Source organism: Aliiglaciecola sp. NS0011-25, from assembly GCF_040370605.1.
Taxonomy (GTDB): Bacteria; Pseudomonadota; Gammaproteobacteria; order Enterobacterales; family Alteromonadaceae; genus Aliiglaciecola; species Aliiglaciecola lipolytica_A.
Genome location: NZ_BAABWR010000013.1, coordinates 135,803 through 154,436, shown reverse-complemented (window position 1 = coordinate 154,436; position 18,634 = coordinate 135,803). Strand labels below are relative to the sequence as shown.

Below are 18,634 nucleotides of genomic sequence, written 5' to 3'. Positions count from 1 at the left end.
ATGGGCTTTAGGCCATGGATTCATTTCATTCAGATTAACCTAATTGCGCAGAGCTAAAGCTCCCGCCTACAATCGAATCTTGAACAATCGCGATTAGAATCGGTCTGCGTGCAGAAAAGGCGCCATGGCTAGGGTTAGAGCCTGTGTATAATTGCCACCACGGGTTTCAAGCCCATTGGTTAACAATCCAATCGCGCCGCCTTTTTGTTTGATATTACTGGTACCAAAAAGCTTATCCATCAACGGACCTAGCTCCTCACCTTGTTGTAAATGGCTAAAAACAGACTCTGGTATAGGCAGGTTAGCACTTCTACCCACTTGCAATTTAGATTGGGCCGAGATCACCACATAAGCAAAAGTAGCTGGACCGTATTCAAAATTGTCAACTCCCCCTTCCATCGCAGCGTAAAAATCAGCGTTAAAATGAGACTGACAAAACTTAACTCGGTTAACTGCTCCTTGGTAAGTTTCCTTTTCTGACATAGGTTGCTCAGAGACCAACGAAGGCGCATCAACCCCTCGACAATCAATCTGTTGCTTTGGAAAAATTCTAGCTAATGTATCTTTAAATGCGCTAATTTTCACCGGATTCTTTGAGCCAACAATGGCTACTACTGTATTGTTTTCAAATTCCATTCACTACGCCTAATCGTTAGTCTGAATGCAGGGCTTCTATTGGATTCAGTTTCGAGGCTTTTATCGCCGGAAATACACCAAATCCAACCCCCACAATCATGCAAATAGACAAGGATAAAACAATTGCAGTTAAAGACCAACTCACAGCCCACCCCGAATAAAAGCCGATAATCTCGGATAGCACTAAACCGAAAAATACCCCTAAAAGTCCTCCTAACACAGAAATAGTGAAGCTTTCGGCCAAAAACTGCTGCTTAATATCAATTTGGCGGGCACCAACTGCACGCAATAAACCAATTTCAGAGGTTCTTTCCATTACATTGGCTAACATAATATTCATAATGCCGATTCCACCTACCAATAACGAAATTCCGGCAACGCAGGCCATAACAATATTGAATATTTCTTGGGTTTGTTTTTGCTGCGCTAATAGAGCTGCGGGGATAACCAGTTCATAATCCTGTACGCCACCGTGGCGCATTTTCATCAACTCAGCCACGGCTTTTGATGCCACAACAGGATCGGTCGTTTTTGCAATGCTAAGTTTTATGCTATCTAACTCGCTCGCTAAATTTTCACTTTTTAACTTTTGTTCTGCGGTGGCGATGGGGATAAAAATTCGATAGCGATCACCGCCAATTTTTACCCCCTGGAATTCATTTTTATTACCCTGAGGAGGCGCTAAAACGCCTACCACATGTAACCAAATATGGTTAACTTTGACGTATTTCCCCAGTGCTTCTTGCTGCGGAAATAGTTCTTTAGCGGCATCCACTCCCAGAACAGCCACTTGGGCCAAGTTATCGTTATCATGTTGGTCCGTGAAGCGACCTGTGGTTAAGCGCATGTTAGCGTGTTTATAATAACTGCTAGATACGCCCAATAGCTGTGCCCCAGATTTTCCATAATCACTGTAAATATCATGAACTTTGATATTTTTGCTTGCGCTATAATCGTCGACAAAAGGCAAGGTATTCATGGCGGCCTGAACATCACCCATGGTTAATCCCATGCTTTCTTCACGAATCTCTACCAGTTCGTTCTTATTGTATTCTAAACCTTGCACTATGATATTGTTGACACCCATGGAATCGATGAGTTTTAACGCTTCGTTTTCTGCACCTTCACCAATATTCAGCATCGCAATAACCGCTCCGACACCGAAGATCATGCCTAAAAGTGTTAAAAAGGTTCTTAGTTTTTGCGCGGACAATTCGGCTATTGCATCCGCTATCAAGGTCCAATATCGAGTCATGATGAAAGCTCCGGCAAACTCAACGCAATCTCATCCCCCGCAACTAAACCGCTCTCAACTTCTACAAAATACAAATTCTTTTGTTTGGTTGTGATCTGACGCTGTTCAAAGCCTTGGGACGTTTTTAGATACACAAAATTTCGTCCTTGTTGATGATGAATAGCTTGTAAAGGCACTAACAGTGAGGGCTTGGCCGGCTGGACTAAGATTGATGCTTTGAGCTTACGTCCGGGCTGCATTAGGCTAATATCTTGTTGTGTTAGTTCAACTACTAATTCGTAATAGGTGACAGGATTTCCTCTTTCAATGGAGCGAGGATAACCAGATACACTGGCCACTTTGCCATCAAAGGTTCGTTCAGGGAACGCATCTAAAGACACTTCAACGTCAATGCCAGATTTTAAACTGATGGCGTCTTTGGCTAATACATACACACGGGCTTGCATGTTATCTAAATTAGGAATTTTGGCAATCGGACGCCCCGGAAACACCGTTTGACCAACAGAAGGTTTTTCCCCCATACGGTCTTTTTCGTAGGTAAGTAGTCCATCATTAGGGGCAAAAACTTGCAATTGCGATAACGCTTGTTGATGGCGTAGATATTTGATTTCATGGCCTTTTCGTTTTATTTCCAACACCCCAACATTACTCTTATTTTGCTCGTCGACACTGTCCTTTTTCCAATCCAAAAAGTTATCTTTAGCACCTAAAAAATCACGATTTTGGAAGGAATCAATAATTTCTAATTTGGAATAAACACGTAAATCATCTATCGCAAATTTATCTGCGAATTCAAACTCATAGTCTACGAATTCTTGCTCGGAGAGGATGTCATTTTGTTGTTGAAAACGTTCGGCTTCGCTTTGAATGATATCCTGACTGAATAACGCCATGCGTAATTCTTCTTCTTTGCTATCCACCAGCAGTTGCTCTGCGTCAAAACGGGCAATAATATCGCCTTTTTTCACTTTAGTGTTTTCATCAGCAAGCCAAGACAACACCATTGGACGTCTGCCTGGAGAAACAATTTTTTGGGCATGCACAGCTTCGATTTCACCAAAACCATTGAGGGTTATATCAAAGGGTCTGGCGTTTACTTCGAAGGTGGGAATCTTTGTCACCTCCTCTTCACAGCCGGTTAAAATAAGCATTGAGAGGGCGATAAAATAGTATGACAGTCTGTTCATGTGCGTTCCTCACTAAGTAATTGCACATTGGCTTTCATGCCCGGTCGCATTTTATCTAGATCTAGCTTATCGAGCTTCACCCAAGCATCAAAGACTACCTTGAGGTTATGCTGAGAACGGTTTCGATAGGCTTGACCAAGCGAGGTGATGGTGCCGGCGTAGGGCTTTTCAGGGTGGGCATCTAACACCACTTTGACCTGCTGTCCTACTTTCACGACAGATGAATCCGATTCATCAAATTCGACTTTCACGGCCAATTTATCCAACGACGGTAACGTTACCAAAGGACGTCCCATAGAGACGGTATCACCAACAGCAGGTTTATTGTCATCGTTATCGACTTGATAAACCACTAACCCATCTTTGGGTGCCTTTACGACGAGTTTGTCTAGACTGTCTTGTATATTTTTGACTCTTAGCGCTAATTTTTTAATTCGCCCATTTTGTACTTCTCCATTAATGATCATGCGCTCTTTGTTTTGTGCTAGTTTTTGTATGGCCTGTTGATATAAAACTTTATTTATTTCATATTCTGAGACTTGCTTTAAGCGCTCAACTTCAGAACGTGATGCATCGGTAATTGCGACTTTACGCTCAGAGATTTCCATATTCATTTTTGCTTCAGCCATGGCTAATTCAAGGTCTTTCTCGGTCGCTTGTTCTTTGAGTTTACGTTTCTCAGACTCCTTAATTGCGGCGTCTAAATCACTTTGTTTACTAACGAGATCCTCCATGAGTTTATCGCCATCAAATTTAACCACTAAGTCACCTTTTTTGAGCAAGGTGTTTTCTGGCGCTAAATATTCAATTTTGAACTGCCACATCCGACTAACACTCGGTGGCCCTATAGGTGCGTCGTGCAGCGAAACCAATTCAGCAGGCGCTACTATGGGTTCGTTTACTCGCTCTTTTTCGCTTATTGCAACGCTGACTTTTGAACAGCTTGTCACAGTGACAACGGCGAACAAGATTAAAAACAATAAAGAATACTGAATTTGCATGCTAATTATCTCCGCGGGTTAGCGGTGGAACATCCACACGCACACTCATACCTGGCAATAAGGTTAATTCAGGGGTATCAACAAATTGAAAAATCACCGGGTAGTAAACACTATTGCTCCACTGTACTTTCTTTTCTGTTTGTGTAGACAAGAAGGTCAGTTTACCTTTGAATTTTTTGCTCGGATAAGCATCCAACACTAACTCAACATTTTTGTTCGCTTTTAAACGTTCCACATCAATTTCATGCACCCAGCTTTCAATTTGGAAATTATCAGTGGCTTGAACATCGATAATATTCCATGCCGCACGCACGTTAATTCCAGCCGCCATTTTTTCACCCGACCAAGGATGAATAGCGTAACTAATAGGACCTTTAAAATTGGCAGTAACACTCATTTTTTCCATTTGACTGCGTTGATAACGAATTTCATCTTCAATTAATCGTATCTGAATTCGTTGCTTTTCAACGCCCGTAAGCAAGGCTTGTTCGGCTAACTTTAGGTTTTCTTCCGCTTTAATCAGCTCCATTTGCGTACGTTGTAAGGTCAGCTCAAATTTACCTTTATCTAACTGACTAACTTGGGATTCAGGCACGTTAGCCTCAATTTTGGCTTGTTCCACCCGCATTTGAGCAATAGTCAACGCACCTTGCGCTTCTAGATACTCTTGTTCCAAGTCCATTGTTATTTGGGTTAATTCGAGCTGCTCAGTCTCTAAGGTCTCTTCATTGGCTTCTAACTGGCTTTGGATTAATGAACCATCGAAAACAGCAATTAAGTCACCGGCTTCCACCATTTTGCCTTCTTCTTCTAACCATTGAATCTGAATGTTCCAACTGCGTCCCCGCGGCGCGGTGACAACTTGTTTTTTGGCTGAACTGATTTTACCTGTCAGCAGTAATGATTCACCTTTTGCCAGAACAGGATGACTAAATATACTCACAGCAAGCACGGCAATGAAAAAAACCAAATTAATGTTCATCAATGATCTTCCCATCTTTCATTCTGATAACCCGTTGCGCATAAGTCGCAATTTCTTCTTCATGGGTGACCATTACGATGGTTTGGCCTGCTTGATGCAATTCTGTTAGCAATGCCATAATTTCAACCGAGGTTTTGCTGTCTAAGTTTCCGGTAGGCTCATCAGCCAAGATCACTTTGGGTTGGTTAATGAGCGCTCGAGCGATCGCCACACGCTGCCGTTGTCCTCCCGACATTTCAAAAGGCTTATGATGTTTTCGGTGACTTATTCCCACCCTATCTATTAACCCTAACGCCCGTTGCATCGCTTCCTCTTCGCTGGTATCGGCATAGCGCAAGGGCAAAAGTACGTTACCTAATGCATCAAGTTTCGGTAATAGGTGAAAGGTTTGAAATATAAAACCAATATGGGTATTGCGGATGCCAGAGAGGGTATCATCGTCTAATTTGGCGACGTCTTGACCTGCTAGTAAGTACTGACCTTGATTAGGCGTATCTAAACACCCCAGCACATTCATTAAAGTCGATTTTCCTGATCCCGAACTGCCCATTACCGCAACAAATTCATTTTCATGTATGTTGAGTGTAACGCCATCTAAGGCAGTGACGATTTCCTCACCATTTTGAAACTGTTTTTTAATATCAATGAGTTGTAGCATTTTAGATATGGGTTCCTAATAATATGCGGATGACTAGACCAGTCACCCTAAATCAACGTAGAAATTGGCGTATTTTTACAATGATATTATGCAGATTTAACCGTTTATAATATAACTACTCGTCAACTGACGAGTTGCAATTCGGCGAACTGTCGGTACACACTGTTGCCTTGCATTAATTCATGATGGCTTCCAATTGCGACTACTTCACCTTTGTCCATAACCACTATTCTATCGGCATTCACCACTGTAGATAATCGATGGGCAATAATCAGCGTGGTTTTTCCATCCATTAATTTATCTAGAGCTTGCTTGACCAGTTGTTCGTTGGTGGCGTCCAACGCACTTGTGGCCTCGTCGAGCAATAAAATTGGTCGATCAGCCAATATCGCTCTGGCAATCGCAATTCGTTGTTTCTGTCCACCTGATAATCTAACACCTCTTTCACCTAAATCGGTAAAATATCCGTCTTGTAATTCACCAATAAATTTATCCGCCCTAGCCGCTTTTGCAGCTTCAATTACCTCATCCATAGTCGCATCTGGTCGACCATAACGGATATTTTCAAGAGCATTGGTTGCGAAAATAACCGATTCTTGAGGTACTAGTGCAAATTGTTTACGCAGATCATCCGGCGACAACATGTGGCAATGAAAACCATCAATTTGAATACTGCCACTAGTGATATCGTAAAACCTTAATAGCAGTTGAAACAAGGTCGATTTGCCGGCACCGCTAGGACCCACTAAGGCTATCCGCTCACCAGGTTCTATTTGTAAGTTAAGATGTTTAAGAACCGCTACTTGCTCAGCGCTAGGATAAGCGAAATTAACGTCTAGAATATCTAAGCGTCCTGAAATAACCTCAGGTAACAATTGAGGTTTCGCCGGTGCTTCAATAAGCGGTCGAGTATTGAGTAATTCCAATAAGCGCTCACTTGCCCCTGCCGCCTTTTGAATTTCACCAATCACTTCACTTATTGTAGCCACAGCCCCGCCGGCCATTACCGCATAAAACATAAATGCAGTAAGCTCGCCGGCGCTAACCCCAGCACTTAGCACCTCTTTAGCGCCTAACCAAGCAACAATGGTAATTGCAGTAATACTGATCCCCATTACCAATGAAATCATTAGCGCGCGATATTTTATTCGATGACTAGCAGCCAACATCACTGCCTCAATACGGTCAGCAAATAAACGACGGTCGATACCTTCATGGGTATAGGCTTGTACAGTTTGAATTTCGTGCAAACTTTCATCCACATATGCGCCCATATCGGCAACACGATCCTGACTATTTCGAGCGTAAATACGTACTCTTGCGCCTAAGAACTTAATCGGTAGGAGCACTAAGGGCACAGCAATCAAAACGTATAAAGTAAGTAAAGGACTGGTAATAAACATCAACAACATCGAGCCAATAAAGGTGATTGACGCTCGCAATGCCATGGATAGGCCCATACCCACCACAGTTTGCAACACTGTTGTATCTGCGGTGAACCGCGAAATCACTTCACCGGTTCGGGTTGATTCAAAAAAGCCTGGGGAGAGATTCAAAAGATGGAAATATACTTGTTTTCGAATATCGGCACTGACCCGTTCGCCTAGCCATATCATTAAATAAAACCGAAAAAACGCTGCTAAACTACCAAGCAAAGCAATCCCCAAAACCACAAACACCATTTGATTTAGTTTGTCACTGTTATTGGCCAAAAAGCCTTCATCAACGACGACTTTGACACCTTGACCAAGCATCAACCAAGACACTGCGCCCACAATTAACGCTAGAATAGCTAACACAACTCTACGGCGATAAGGTTTGAGTTGACTAAAAATCCAACTGATTAACTGACGGGTTTGAATTTTTTCGGACGACATGTGTACTCATTGCAAATAGGTTTTGTTTATCCTACTTAAACTTACCTTACTTGTAATGATAATTCAGCTCAATGCACCTTAAAAACAGTGGAGTGTATTTTTGTTGATTACTTCACCTAACCACAAAGAGTTGTTTTTTATTTATGCTGGCTATCCCAAGTTTATTTTATCTTGTATTTGTTGTTTTAGCGCAGCGGGGTCTTCTACCGAAAGATACACTTTATTAAAAGGCTCATTGAGCATGCCCATCATCGAAAAATAACTTATTTCATGATTAAAAGTGAGTAATATATTAGCGGTTTTACCTCGCCCTAAAATTAGCGATTCGGTCAATTCTTGTTTATTCCAACACCCAGTATCGACGGTTTTTAAGGTTAATAACGGAATAACCATGATAGACAAAAACGATGAATTCAATACTAAATTGTTGTCTAAAAAATACACCGAGTGGTAACGACTTATTCGATAGTTTGCACAGATAGAAATAATTGAATAGCTAATAAAAGAAGCCACAATTAGTGCAACCAATTCACTGATAGTGGCAATTAGCATATAGGCAAGACCAGCAACTAGCGTTAAACCGCATAACATACAAATAAAATGCAAAGGATAACGGGATAATAATTTCAAATGCGTCACTGGGCGCGGATGATTGCGAGACAAAAATGGTAGGCAGTAATACCAACTAGCGGGCTCATAGGAGAGCGTGATGGAGAGTTGTTGCTTTTTCTCATCATCATCACTGTTAATGCTGTTGATCATATGCACTCTTGGATCACCTTTGAGTTTTCGTGCCTGCCAGAGCGATTTGATCACGTGGGCGATTAAGAAAAATTCGATGGCCAGCAAAATACCAATAATCGGAATTCGTAACCACATAACAAATTCAAAATAATCAGCGATCTGTGCAGCAAAACTAAAACGTGCGATACCTGCACTTAGTGAAAAAATTAAGATCATCTTCCAAGGCTTTTGATTGCCTGCCTTGATGATTAATAACCAATACAGAATGGGTAGAAGTAGAAAATAAACTATTGCAAAACCAGCACTTAAAATTGTGTCAGTTTCGCTATTAAGTTGTTCAGGAAGAAAGTAAAAACCAGCGCTATAGCAAATAACAGCGATAATCAAAAAAGCGAGACGAGACTTTACAGCTTTGCGCACATCAGGTTCCTACAACGCAACGATTTGAATAGAACTCGATTCTACTTGAGAATAGTTATAATCACTATGGCTTACAGAGTTTGCGCTAAAAATGAAAATTAACAAAAAATGCCACACTCAGTACTTCAAACTAATGGGGGATTCAGATACGTTAAGAAAGGATTCAAATTGTTGATCTATTTCGCGTCTCTTACCGGATTTCTCAATAAATGCCAAAGCTTCGTTAAAACGATCAATATGTTGCTGTGCATCTTTGAACTGACGAGAGACAATATAAAAAAGTGGAACATTAGCCACAGGGATTTGCAGCACATTGACGTTAGAAAGTTTTGTAAAAAGTGTAGCGTTATTTTCACTTTGTAGATAACCATTGATAAACCCCAAATCACTCCAACCTTTTGCCACTTGCATCACGCATCCACCAGCCGTCGATGCGTTTTGGATTATCAGTTGATGCTTGTCAATTAATGCAACTTGTTCGCGGCTCAGACTGTAACCATGGGGCAAACATAAACGGGCTTTTTTTAATTCCGCTAACGACATTACATGCTTATTTTTATTTGTATATATTCTGACAGGAATCAAGTTAATAGGTTTGGAATAGATAAAAGTCTTTGCTCTTTGTTCGGTAAAAACATACGGAAAAGTCCCTTCATATTGCCCTTCAGCGGTCCATTTATAACCCCGCTGCCAAGGCAGAATCTCAATATCGACCTGTTTCCCCATTTGCTCAAATACTGCTTTTATTATTGATACTGACCAACCGTCATCGATTGCTTTAGGGTCAACATATGGGTAGTAATTAGATCCTGTGGTTAATTCAACTTTATTGTTTTGATGAGAAGATAAACTATTTTGCTGACCTATACTTAAACTTGAATAGGTTAATAAAGACATAGTTATTAAACTAACGACCATACATCTACCCATTCGCAAAATCCCTGCAGTTGTCAATAAACGAAACACTGTTTTAGTCAATGAAGTGAATGACTTAGAATATAATAGAATCGATAAAAATTGAAATATTAGAAATAAAATTCCCTAAAGAAATATGCGTATTTTGAGAATAATTAGCCTAAAGCGCCCACCTACAACCCACCCCTGTAGCATGGCCTTTAGGCCATGGAATTAGCCCACGGAAATAACCCATGAATTTAGCTGGCCTATCTAAGCGGGCCGAAAGCACCCACCTACAACCCAACCCTGTAGCATGGCCTTTAGGCCATGGAATTAGGTCACGGAGATAACCCATGAATTTAGCTGGCCTATCTAAGCGGGCCTAAAGCACCCACCTACAACCCAACCCTGTAGCATGGCCTTTAGGCCATGGATTTAGGCCATGGATTTAGGCCATGGATTTAGGCCATGGAATTAGCCCATGGAATTAGCTGGCCTATCTAAGCGGGGCTAAAGCACCCACCTACAATCCAACCCTGTAGCATGGCCTTTAGGCCATGGAATTAGCCCGTGGATTTAGCCCGTGGAATTAGCTGACCTATCTAAGCGGGGCTAAAGCACCCACCTACAACCCAACCCTGTAGCATGGCCTTTAGGCCATGGAATTAGCCCGTGGATTTAGCCCGTGGAATTAGCTGACCTATCTAAGCGGGGCTAAAGCACCCACCTACAATCCAACCCTGTAGCATGGCCTTTAGGCCATGGAATTAGCCCGTGGATTTAGCCCGTGGAATTAGCTGACCTATCTAAGCGGAGCTAAAGCACCCACCTACAACCCATCCCTGTAGCATGGCCTTTAGGCCATGGAATTAGCCCGTGGATTTAGCCAATGAATTTAGCTGGCCTATCTAAGCGGGGCTAAAGCGCCCGCCTACAACCCAACCCTGTAGCATGGCCTTTAGGCCATGGAATTAGCCCGTGGATTTAGCCCGTGGAATTTAGCTGGCCTATCTAAGCGGGCCTAAAGCGCCCGCCTACAGGACTAACACATTTCAACCGCGATAGCGGTAGCTTCACCACCACCAATACATAGCGAGGCAACACCTTTTTTTAGACCTTTGTTTTGTAAAGCATGTAGGAGGGTAACGATAAGTCGAGCACCAGACGCGCCAATTGGATGGCCTAAAGCACAAGCGCCGCCGTTAATATTTACTTTGTTGCTGTCTAAACCCAGTTTAGTAATGGCTAACATGGTCACCATGGCAAAAGCTTCGTTGATTTCAAACAAATCAACATCCTCTTTGTCCCAACCAGTTTTAGCAAACAATTTTTCCATTGCACCAACTGGGGCGACCGTAAAGTCTTCAGGTTTAATGGAGTTGGTTGAGTGACCTACAATTTTAGCTAAAGGCGTTAATCCAAGTTCTTGTGCTTTAGCTTCTTTCATAATCAATAATGCAGCAGCACCATCAGAGATCGAGCTAGAATTAGCTGCAGTTACAGTGCCGTCTTTTTTAAATGCAGGACGCAGTTTAGGAATTTTATCCGGCATTGCATTACCTGGTCCTTCATCTGTGTCTACAACCACTTCTCCTTTACGAGTTTTAATCGTTAGTGGAGTAATTTCATTTTTAAACGCGCCACTTTCTATTGCATTCGACGCTTTGGTTAGAGAAGACAGAGCAAAGTCATCCATTTGTTCACGGGTGATAGACTCTGCGTCAGCAGTATCTTGAGCGAAACACCCCATTGCCTTTCCATCATACGCATTTTCGAGACCATCCATCATCATGTGATCGATGACTTGGCCGTGTCCCATTCGATAACCGCCGCGGGCTTTAGGCAAAATGTAAGGTGCATTACTCATGCTTTCCATACCGCCGGCAATAACCACTTGCGCAGATCCGGCAGTGACAAGATCATTTGCCAACATAACCGCTTTCATGCCAGAGCCACAGACTTTATTGATCGTCAACGCTCCAGTGCTTAATGGTAATCCAGCTTTTAATGTCGCTTGTCGAGCAGGCGCTTGACCTAAACCAGCTGGTAGTACACAACCCATGATGACTTCGTCGATGATATTTTTATCTACATCACCCAAAACAGCTTTAACCGCTGTGGCACCTAATTCGGTTGCATCTACGGCTGATAAACTACCCATAAAGCCGCCCATCGCGGTGCGTTTAGCAGATACAATAACAATAGAATCATTACTCATTTTTATAACCTCTTATGCTGAATTAGCAGCTCAAAACGTCCTGAGAACAAGACTTTTGATGTCTGCCAATTATTTGCCTTCAAAATTGTAGAAGCAAACTAGAGCAATATTATGCAGAGATCAATGATCATTGTCATATTAGAGAGTATAACTTTGGTACTATTTCACTTACTGCAACACTGAGTAAATTTGCTGTCTTAATTGATATCTAGATATACTCATTGCTTGAAGAAAGGACCTATTAAGTTTAAGCAAAACTGGATATCGATGAAACAACATGATGCAACACCATTAACTGATTATATTGAATACTCTGTCGACGAGATGCAAAAACGCGCGCAAGACTTCTACGAAAATATCAAACGCCGTCATAGTGTTCGCCAATTTAGTAATCGTAGCGTACCGCAATCGATTATAGAAAATTGCATAAAAGCAGCAGGCACAGCACCAAGTGGTGCCAATCATCAACCTTGGCATTTTGTGGCAATACATTCATCCGAAGTAAAAAAACAAGTTAGAGAGCAAGCCGAGCAGCATGAGCAAGGATTTTATGCTGGACGTGCAGGTGAAGAATGGCTTGATGCTCTTAAACCTTTGGGAACGGATGCGCAAAAACCCTATTTAGAGCACGCTCCTTGGTTAATCGCCGTATTTAGTCAGAAAAAAGGCGGTGTGGTGACAGGAGAAAAACACACTAATTATTATGTTCATGAATCTGTAGGTATCGCGACAGGTATGTTAATTACCGCTTTGCATCATGCAGGCTTAGTTACCTTAACCCATACACCTAAACCCATGTCATTTTTATCAAAAATTTGCAACCGACCAGACGATGAGCGACCTTACATGTTATTAATAGCAGGTTACCCAGACACCAATGCCACTGTGCCTAAACATGCACAGAGCAAAAAAGCGTTATCAGAGATCTGCACATTTTTATAACGATGCAAATTCAAGTACCTATAAGGACTAACAGAATGAAAAAATTGATTATCGTGCTACTCGCAACAGTGAGTATATCCGCATGTAGTGACAATGAAGTGGGCGATGTATCTTTAGGTGTATTTACCACAAAAGACATTAAATTAGATGCCTTACAAGATCCCATCGTAACCGGAGTGACTTGTCATATTTCAAGTATCGAAGCTAATTTGGATTTATCGGATCCCTCCGATAGTTCAATTGCTTGCCGTCAAACCGGAGAGATTACCGCGCAGATGATTAATCAAATTGATAAGTCTGATTCCGGTGAAGTGGTGTTTAAAAAATCGAAAAGCATCTTTTTCAAAAATATGAAAGTGAGACGGATTTTTGACCCAAAATCACAAACCCTGATGTATCTTTCATATTCAACTAAAGAAACCTCTGGCAGTTATAAACACAGTTTGTCTACGGTGCCTTTGTGGGGCACCGCAGCCTATCCTAAAAAACTAACTGTTAACTAACAAACAAATATCAACGTTCAGTTAGTTAAGGTTATCCCCCCAATTATTGAATAGCTCAATGATTGGGGGGTCACGTCATTGAGCTTTTGTCTTAACTCAGTGAAATGCTAATTCATCATCACAGAAATTAGGGTTTTCACACTCAATACAAACAGTACCCAAGCTAAGATTCGCCAAAAAATGCCAGCCTTAGTGTATGTTTTGTTGTCTGTTGACTTTTCAGCGACTTGTTCGGTTGTGTGACTATTTGCTGATTTTGTACTTTGAGACTGGATGGTTTGTAAATTTACATGATTTTCGCTGCTCAAACGCAGTGGTTTCCCGTCTAAGCTTTTCACCTTCATCAAAATGTCGCTACCTTGGCAATACACAGACACTTCAATTTTGGGAATCCCCTTTGTGGCTGGCGAAATATCGCTGATATCAAAGGTGCCTAAGAACACAGATTTACTCAGTTTGCTGCTATTTCCCCGGTATAGATTAAGAGAAATAAGCTGCTGATTATCTTCTGAGGTAGAAAAAGTCTGCGATACAGGATTAGCTAAATTAGTGCCTTTAGTTACCAGAGGAGTCAAGGTGCTTCCCAAGGTTTCTATACCAATATTTTGTTGGGCGATCCCGTTACTAATCGCTGGACTATTCTTTTCTAGTACGATAACAACTGCACCATCTTCGGTAACTGTCGTTTCGGTAGTTCCCGTGTCTGATGGCTCTAAGCTGAGGAAGAGGCTACCACGCAGCCGCGTTTCCGCGCCGAATGGCAGTCCGATTCCATTTAAGCGAATAGCTTGTCCGTTTTTATACCCCTCGGGGACTTTTAATTTAAACTGTCGATCAAGGGCGGTAAAAGGTATTTGATTGCCGGCGATGAGTTGATCCTCAGACACCCTAATAGAGGCATGCAAATCTTGCCCTTGAATAGTAAATACCGAGTGAGGCTGGATCGCTATTACGATATATAAATCACCAGCGGTTCCAGCAAAGCTGGTCACATTGCCTTCACCCTTTAAACGAATGCGATCGGCGGTCATCACGCCTTGCGGAATTTTGACTCGCAATGCTTGATTCTGGGCGACTAAGCCTTTTCCTTTACAGACCGAACAAGAGGAGTTAACAGCTCCTTTGGCAACACAGGTTTGGCAAGATACGATTTTACTGAAATTGATATCTACGGTATTTTCCTGAACGGAATCTTCCAACGTGTACGCTAAAGTATGATTAATATCTTTGCCAGCAAGATCGCCGGCACCTTCATCACCTTGAGCTGTGTGCTTAGTTGAACGTCGTTTTGGGTCGTCCTGACCAGCGATTTCAAGCTTCCAGCCATTACGCGTCGCCTCTGCCACTACGTATTTACGCACGGCCGATTCGTCGGCGCCTAAGCTGATGCCTTTACTAACCAGCATCGCCATTTCTGTCTCACTAACCACACCATCAGAACCAGCTAATTCAAGCATATCATCCAATAATGAAAGCGGGTTTTGCTGCTGTGCCGCTTCACTTCCATCAATTTCAACACTGGCTAACAAACGCGCCTTAACTTCTAACATTGTTTGTGGACGTTCTAAGGGCTTAAATTTCAAACAGTCATCAATTAGGGTTAACAACTGAGTTGAATAGCCTAAATCGGTAAAACTGGTTGCAGATTTCAACGGATCTTCTCGGCCACTCACTATGGCCAATATGCGACTTTCAGCTTTGATACCTGCGGTACCCGAAACGATACGATACATTAGTGCACCAAAAGCATGAATATCCACTGTGGGCTTAGCTTCACCAGTGCCTTCAATCTGCTCCATAGGAGCATAAAAGTCTGAGTAAGGAGCTTGCGACTGAGATGCCAACGCAAAATTCTGTTTGGCCGCGCCAAAATCAATTAACACAGGTGAACCATCGGAACGACGGATAAACACATTCGCAGGTTTAATGTCGCGATGTAATACACCTTGCTGATGCACGTACGCTAAACCATCGGCCATAGGTAATAAAAAATGCAGCAATTGCTCTTGTGAATACCGTTGACCTTGGGCTTCCAAACTGGTGATCAATTCATCTAGCGCTAACCCGTCTTCAAAATCCATCACCAAATAAGCAGTCCCATTGGCGGTAAACAGATCTCGACAACGCACAACATTTTGGTGCCGCAGCTTCACTAATGTGCGACCCTCTTCCATAAATCGACGCAAACAATCACTGTAGACATCTTGTTTCGAAGTCCCATGGGGCACCACTGTTGTGCCCTGCCGACTTGCAAGTTCTACCGGTAAAAACTCTTTAATAACCACTTCTTCATTTAAATGGGCATGATGAGCTTTATACACCACGCCAAACCCACCTTGGCCAAGTACCGACTCAATAACATAGTGATTTAACGGGGTGCCTTGAGGCAGCGCTAAAATATTCTCATCCATCAATTATTACACCTTAACGTTCCCGTTTTTCATTATATATTCCTGTTCGCGCAATCGTACTCTCGATAAAATCCCTCTGCCGCTTAAAGCATTTTTTACGGAGGAATTTCCAGCTCGCGCCGCTTTTTTATGCCATTCCACGGCTTTATTGTAGCTAGCACTCATTTTACTGGAACATGCAAAAGGCAAGGACTCTTTAATCACCACCATTTGGCGCAGCAAAACATGCTGTGCTTTGTACACAGCGCCAAAACCACCCTGTCCCAACACAGATTCAAGCACATAATGATTAAGCTCTGTGCCTGTAGGTAAAGCAAATACATGATCAGTCATTTAGCTATAAACAGCCCTTGAAATTCTTACTATTTTTAATATTCAACATAATGGCTTTACCAAGTATATCCCTTGTCGGTTAACCTTTTTTGGGAATCCTCGTGGCCTTGCTTGGCTGCTTTTTTATACCATTCGATAGCTGTTGATAACGAGGTATCCACACCGCGACCAAACTCATAACAAAGACCTAAATCGTACTGTCCCCATTGATTGCCTTGTTCAGCTGCCTTGCGATACCAATAAACAGCATCGGTTTTTGAAACAGAGACGCCATGCCCCCGCTCATATTGCAAACCTAAACTAACTTGTGCGCTGGAATACCCTAGGTCTGCTGCTTTTCGATACCATTTAATCGCCTCAGTATGGGACTGTGTTACCCCTTCTCCATCTCGATACAGATTACCTAGGTTATGCTGTGCACTTGCATGATCTTGATCCGCTGATTTACGAAACCAATAGAGTGCATTGGAGTAAGATTGCTTCACTCCATCCCCATCTCTGTATAATATTCCAAGGTTATTCTGTCCGTATTTGCTGCCTAAATCAGCGGCTTTTGCGTACCATTTTGCAGCCTCAGTTAAAGACTTAGCAACGCCATAGCCGTTTTCATACATATAACCTAGGTTATTCGCAGAATTTGCGTGATCTTGGTCGGCCGATCGTTGATACCAATACACAGATTGCTCGTACGAAACAGGAATATCAGAGTCATTACCGGTGCGATAATTGTTACCTAATTCAAATTGCTTCTCAGCATCTGAGGGGTTCAATCCTTCATTTGTCAATTTCCGTAGAGCTGCTTCAGCCAAAGAACGATAAATTCCAGATGGGTATGTGTTTAGATATCCATCATAATCCATCGCTGTATTAGCTTCTTTAGCCTTGTTCCAAGCGGTTTTATCGGCCGATTCGCTTTGACGTTGTTTCGCCACTCTTTCAAATTGGTCAATACGATTTTGAGCAGATGTGCGGTAGCGTCCTTCAGTTTGCACATCAAGATAATGTTGATAGGAGGAACGGGAGTTTAGTTTTACCGCTGCCGACCATGCTTGATCGTCCTCTTCCTTTTTCTGCTGTTCGGCTTGTTGTTTTGCTAATATTTCAGCTTGCTGCTGTCTTTGATTATCGAGCTCACGTTGTTTTTGCTTTAAATAACGCTCTTGTTTAGCTAATTCTTGCTGCTTTTCTTCATAGAGTGAATAACCATAGAAACTGCCACCTGAAACCAGAGCTAGTACAATAATCAAAGCCAACCATTTTAATCCTCCGGAAGATTCCACTTTTTCGTTGGCTGGCCAAACAGGATCTGCTGTTGGAGTCGGCTTAGGGGGAGGGGGAGCGGGTGCAGGCGGCGGAGGTGTTGGCGACGGCGTGGGAATTGGAGTAGCAGACGGTTGTTCCGTTGCTGTTTGCTCAAGCCCATTGGCAAATCGCCAACCGTGTTGCGTCGCTTTAGAGACTACATATTGTTGCGCCTCGACAGGATCAAGGGTCAACATAACAGCCTTATCCAAGATCAGTTTCATTTCCGCTTCACTGATCTCACCATCGCTACCTGCAAGCGCAATTAAATCATCTAATTTTGCAAGCAAATTCAAAGGCTGGGCGCTATCGTCTTCGCTGTTATTAGCGCTTTTCAGTAATCGGTCTTTCACTTCTTGCATAGTTTGCGGACGATCATTTGCCCTAAACTGCAGACAATCATCTACAAGTTTGAGCAATGATTGACTAAACTCGCCTTTTTGCAGCTCAATCGCCGGAATTAAAGGATCGGGTTTTCCCATGGCAAACGCTAAAGTTCGACTTTCTGCTTTAGTTCCCTTTTCACCTGTTACAATACGATAAATCAAGGCGCCAAACGCATGGATGTCGATAGTAGGTTTGGCTTCACCACCGCCTTCAATTTGCTCCATAGGCGCATAAAATTCTGTGTATGGGGCTTGCGATTGCGAAGCTAAAGCAAAGTTTTGTTTGGCTGCACCGAAATCGATAAGAACTGGTGAACCGTCACTACGACGGATAAAAATGTTAGCAGGCTTAATATCGCGATGCAGCACACCTTGACTATGGATATAAGCCAGCCCATCAGCCAACGGCAGCAAAAAATGCATCAATTGTTCTTGCGAATAATGCTGACCTTGGGACTCTAAGCTACTAATAAGTTCATCTAGCGCTAAACCATCTTCAAAGTCCATAACGAGATAAGCTGTACCATTGGCCGTAAACAAATCACGGCAACGTACAACATTAGGATGGCGCAGTTTTACCAAAGTACGCCCCTCTTCCATGAAACGTCTTAAGCAATCTCCATATACATCTTGTTTCGAAGTGCCATGGGGCGTCACAGTTTCCCCTTGGCGACTAGCTAGCTCAACAGGCAGAAATTCTTTAATCACAACTTGCTCGTTTAAATGGGCGTGGTGAGCTTTATACACCACACCAAATCCACCTTGACCAAGCACTGATTCAATAACGTAGTGATTAATTTCAGTTCCGATAGGTAGCGCTAGTATATTTTCCATTTCAACACTCTTTTTCTAATTATTATTGCATTCACAACTAATTATTTC

General features: G+C 42.4%; 15 protein-coding genes. 2 read left to right on the top strand and 13 right to left on the bottom strand.

The window, feature by feature from the left end; all coding sequences use genetic code 11:
- Positions 1-93 precede the first annotated feature (93 nt).
- The 10 genes from yjjX to ABWV72_RS12995 all read right to left on the bottom strand — a co-directional run bounded on the left by yjjX (position 94) and on the right by ABWV72_RS12995 (position 11,875).
- The gene (gene yjjX, locus ABWV72_RS13040; protein WP_353371021.1) at positions 94-636 is read right to left on the bottom strand and encodes an inosine/xanthosine triphosphatase; all 543 of its coding nucleotides are present in this window, start codon (positions 634-636) and stop codon (positions 94-96) included.
- Between the two features lie 16 nt (positions 637-652).
- Positions 653-1,891, bottom strand: a complete 1,239-nt coding sequence (locus ABWV72_RS13035; protein ID WP_353371019.1) for an ABC transporter permease — start codon at positions 1,889-1,891, stop codon at positions 653-655.
- The gene (locus ABWV72_RS13030; RefSeq protein ID WP_353371017.1) at positions 1,888-3,078 is read right to left on the bottom strand and encodes an efflux RND transporter periplasmic adaptor subunit; all 1,191 of its coding nucleotides are present in this window, start codon (positions 3,076-3,078) and stop codon (positions 1,888-1,890) included. Before ABWV72_RS13030 ends, ABWV72_RS13035 begins: the two co-directional genes overlap by 4 nt.
- A complete protein-coding gene (locus tag ABWV72_RS13025; RefSeq protein ID WP_252728817.1) occupies positions 3,075-4,079 on the bottom strand; it encodes an HlyD family secretion protein in 1,005 nt (334 codons plus the stop codon). Before ABWV72_RS13025 ends, ABWV72_RS13030 begins: the two co-directional genes overlap by 4 nt.
- Before the next feature lies 1 nt (position 4,080).
- Positions 4,081-5,061 (bottom strand): HlyD family secretion protein, encoded by a 981-nt coding sequence (locus ABWV72_RS13020; RefSeq protein WP_216047069.1) that lies wholly within the window; start codon positions 5,059-5,061, stop codon positions 4,081-4,083.
- Positions 5,051-5,719, bottom strand: a complete 669-nt coding sequence (locus ABWV72_RS13015) for an ABC transporter ATP-binding protein (protein ID WP_216047070.1) — start codon at positions 5,717-5,719, stop codon at positions 5,051-5,053. Before ABWV72_RS13015 ends, ABWV72_RS13020 begins: the two co-directional genes overlap by 11 nt.
- 122 nt (positions 5,720-5,841) lie before the next feature.
- The gene (locus ABWV72_RS13010; protein WP_216047071.1) at positions 5,842-7,596 is read right to left on the bottom strand and encodes an ABC transporter transmembrane domain-containing protein; all 1,755 of its coding nucleotides are present in this window, start codon (positions 7,594-7,596) and stop codon (positions 5,842-5,844) included.
- A gap of 150 nt (positions 7,597-7,746) precedes the next feature.
- On the bottom strand, positions 7,747-8,760 hold the full coding sequence (locus tag ABWV72_RS13005; protein WP_353371014.1) for a hypothetical protein: 1,014 nt from the start codon (positions 8,758-8,760) through the stop codon (positions 7,747-7,749).
- A 117-nt stretch (positions 8,761-8,877) separates the two neighbouring features.
- Entirely contained in the window at positions 8,878-9,678 is an 801-nt protein-coding gene (locus ABWV72_RS13000) for a substrate-binding periplasmic protein (protein WP_353371012.1), read from the bottom strand.
- Between the two features lie 1,021 nt (positions 9,679-10,699).
- Entirely contained in the window at positions 10,700-11,875 is a 1,176-nt protein-coding gene (locus tag ABWV72_RS12995) for a thiolase family protein (RefSeq protein WP_216047073.1), read from the bottom strand.
- A 267-nt stretch (positions 11,876-12,142) separates the two neighbouring features.
- Here ABWV72_RS12995 and ABWV72_RS12990 point away from each other — a divergent pair, with 267 nt between their 5' ends.
- Positions 12,143-12,817 (top strand): nitroreductase family protein, encoded by a 675-nt coding sequence (locus tag ABWV72_RS12990; protein WP_353371009.1) that lies wholly within the window; start codon positions 12,143-12,145, stop codon positions 12,815-12,817.
- A gap of 35 nt (positions 12,818-12,852) precedes the next feature.
- Complete coding sequence (locus ABWV72_RS12985) at positions 12,853-13,320, top strand: CreA family protein (protein WP_216047075.1); 468 nt, start codon at positions 12,853-12,855, stop codon at positions 13,318-13,320.
- Between the two features lie 107 nt (positions 13,321-13,427).
- On the opposite strand, the gene ABWV72_RS12980 is transcribed toward ABWV72_RS12985, so the two are convergent.
- From ABWV72_RS12980 to ABWV72_RS12970, 3 genes are read right to left on the bottom strand one after another with little or no spacing between them, the layout of a single operon-like run.
- Positions 13,428-15,731, bottom strand: a complete 2,304-nt coding sequence (locus ABWV72_RS12980; RefSeq protein WP_353371007.1) for a protein kinase domain-containing protein — start codon at positions 15,729-15,731, stop codon at positions 13,428-13,430.
- Positions 15,732-15,737: 6 nt separating this feature from the next.
- The gene (locus ABWV72_RS12975) at positions 15,738-16,064 is read right to left on the bottom strand and encodes a protein kinase family protein (RefSeq protein WP_353371005.1); all 327 of its coding nucleotides are present in this window, start codon (positions 16,062-16,064) and stop codon (positions 15,738-15,740) included.
- A 56-nt stretch (positions 16,065-16,120) separates the two neighbouring features.
- Complete coding sequence (locus ABWV72_RS12970) at positions 16,121-18,586, bottom strand: protein kinase domain-containing protein (RefSeq protein ID WP_353371003.1); 2,466 nt, start codon at positions 18,584-18,586, stop codon at positions 16,121-16,123.
- Positions 18,587-18,634: the final 48 nt, after the last annotated feature.

Excerpts from the sequence above, each read along its gene's own strand:
- ABWV72_RS12975 (WP_353371005.1), bottom strand. The coding sequence starts at position 16,064 with ATGACTGATCATGTATTTGCTTTACCTACAGGCACAGAGCTTAATCAT.
- ABWV72_RS13020 (WP_216047069.1), bottom strand. The coding sequence starts at position 5,061 with ATGAACATTAATTTGGTTTTTTTCATTGCCGTGCTTGCTGTGAGTATA.
- ABWV72_RS13015 (WP_216047070.1), bottom strand. The coding sequence starts at position 5,719 with ATGCTACAACTCATTGATATTAAAAAACAGTTTCAAAATGGTGAGGAA.
- ABWV72_RS13000 (WP_353371012.1), bottom strand. The coding sequence starts at position 9,678 with ATGGTCGTTAGTTTAATAACTATGTCTTTATTAACCTATTCAAGTTTA.
- ABWV72_RS12980 (WP_353371007.1), bottom strand. The coding sequence starts at position 15,731 with ATGGATGAGAATATTTTAGCGCTGCCTCAAGGCACCCCGTTAAATCAC.
- ABWV72_RS12990 (WP_353371009.1), top strand. The coding sequence starts at position 12,143 with ATGAAACAACATGATGCAACACCATTAACTGATTATATTGAATACTCT.
- ABWV72_RS13010 (WP_216047071.1), bottom strand. The coding sequence starts at position 7,596 with ATGTCGTCCGAAAAAATTCAAACCCGTCAGTTAATCAGTTGGATTTTT.
- yjjX (WP_353371021.1), bottom strand. The coding sequence starts at position 636 with ATGGAATTTGAAAACAATACAGTAGTAGCCATTGTTGGCTCAAAGAAT.
- ABWV72_RS13035 (WP_353371019.1), bottom strand. The coding sequence starts at position 1,891 with ATGACTCGATATTGGACCTTGATAGCGGATGCAATAGCCGAATTGTCC.
- ABWV72_RS13030 (WP_353371017.1), bottom strand. The coding sequence starts at position 3,078 with ATGAACAGACTGTCATACTATTTTATCGCCCTCTCAATGCTTATTTTA.
- ABWV72_RS12985 (WP_216047075.1), top strand. The coding sequence starts at position 12,853 with ATGAAAAAATTGATTATCGTGCTACTCGCAACAGTGAGTATATCCGCA.
- ABWV72_RS12970 (WP_353371003.1), bottom strand. The coding sequence starts at position 18,586 with ATGGAAAATATACTAGCGCTACCTATCGGAACTGAAATTAATCACTAC.
- ABWV72_RS13025 (WP_252728817.1), bottom strand. The coding sequence starts at position 4,079 with ATGCAAATTCAGTATTCTTTATTGTTTTTAATCTTGTTCGCCGTTGTC.
- ABWV72_RS12995 (WP_216047073.1), bottom strand. The coding sequence starts at position 11,875 with ATGAGTAATGATTCTATTGTTATTGTATCTGCTAAACGCACCGCGATG.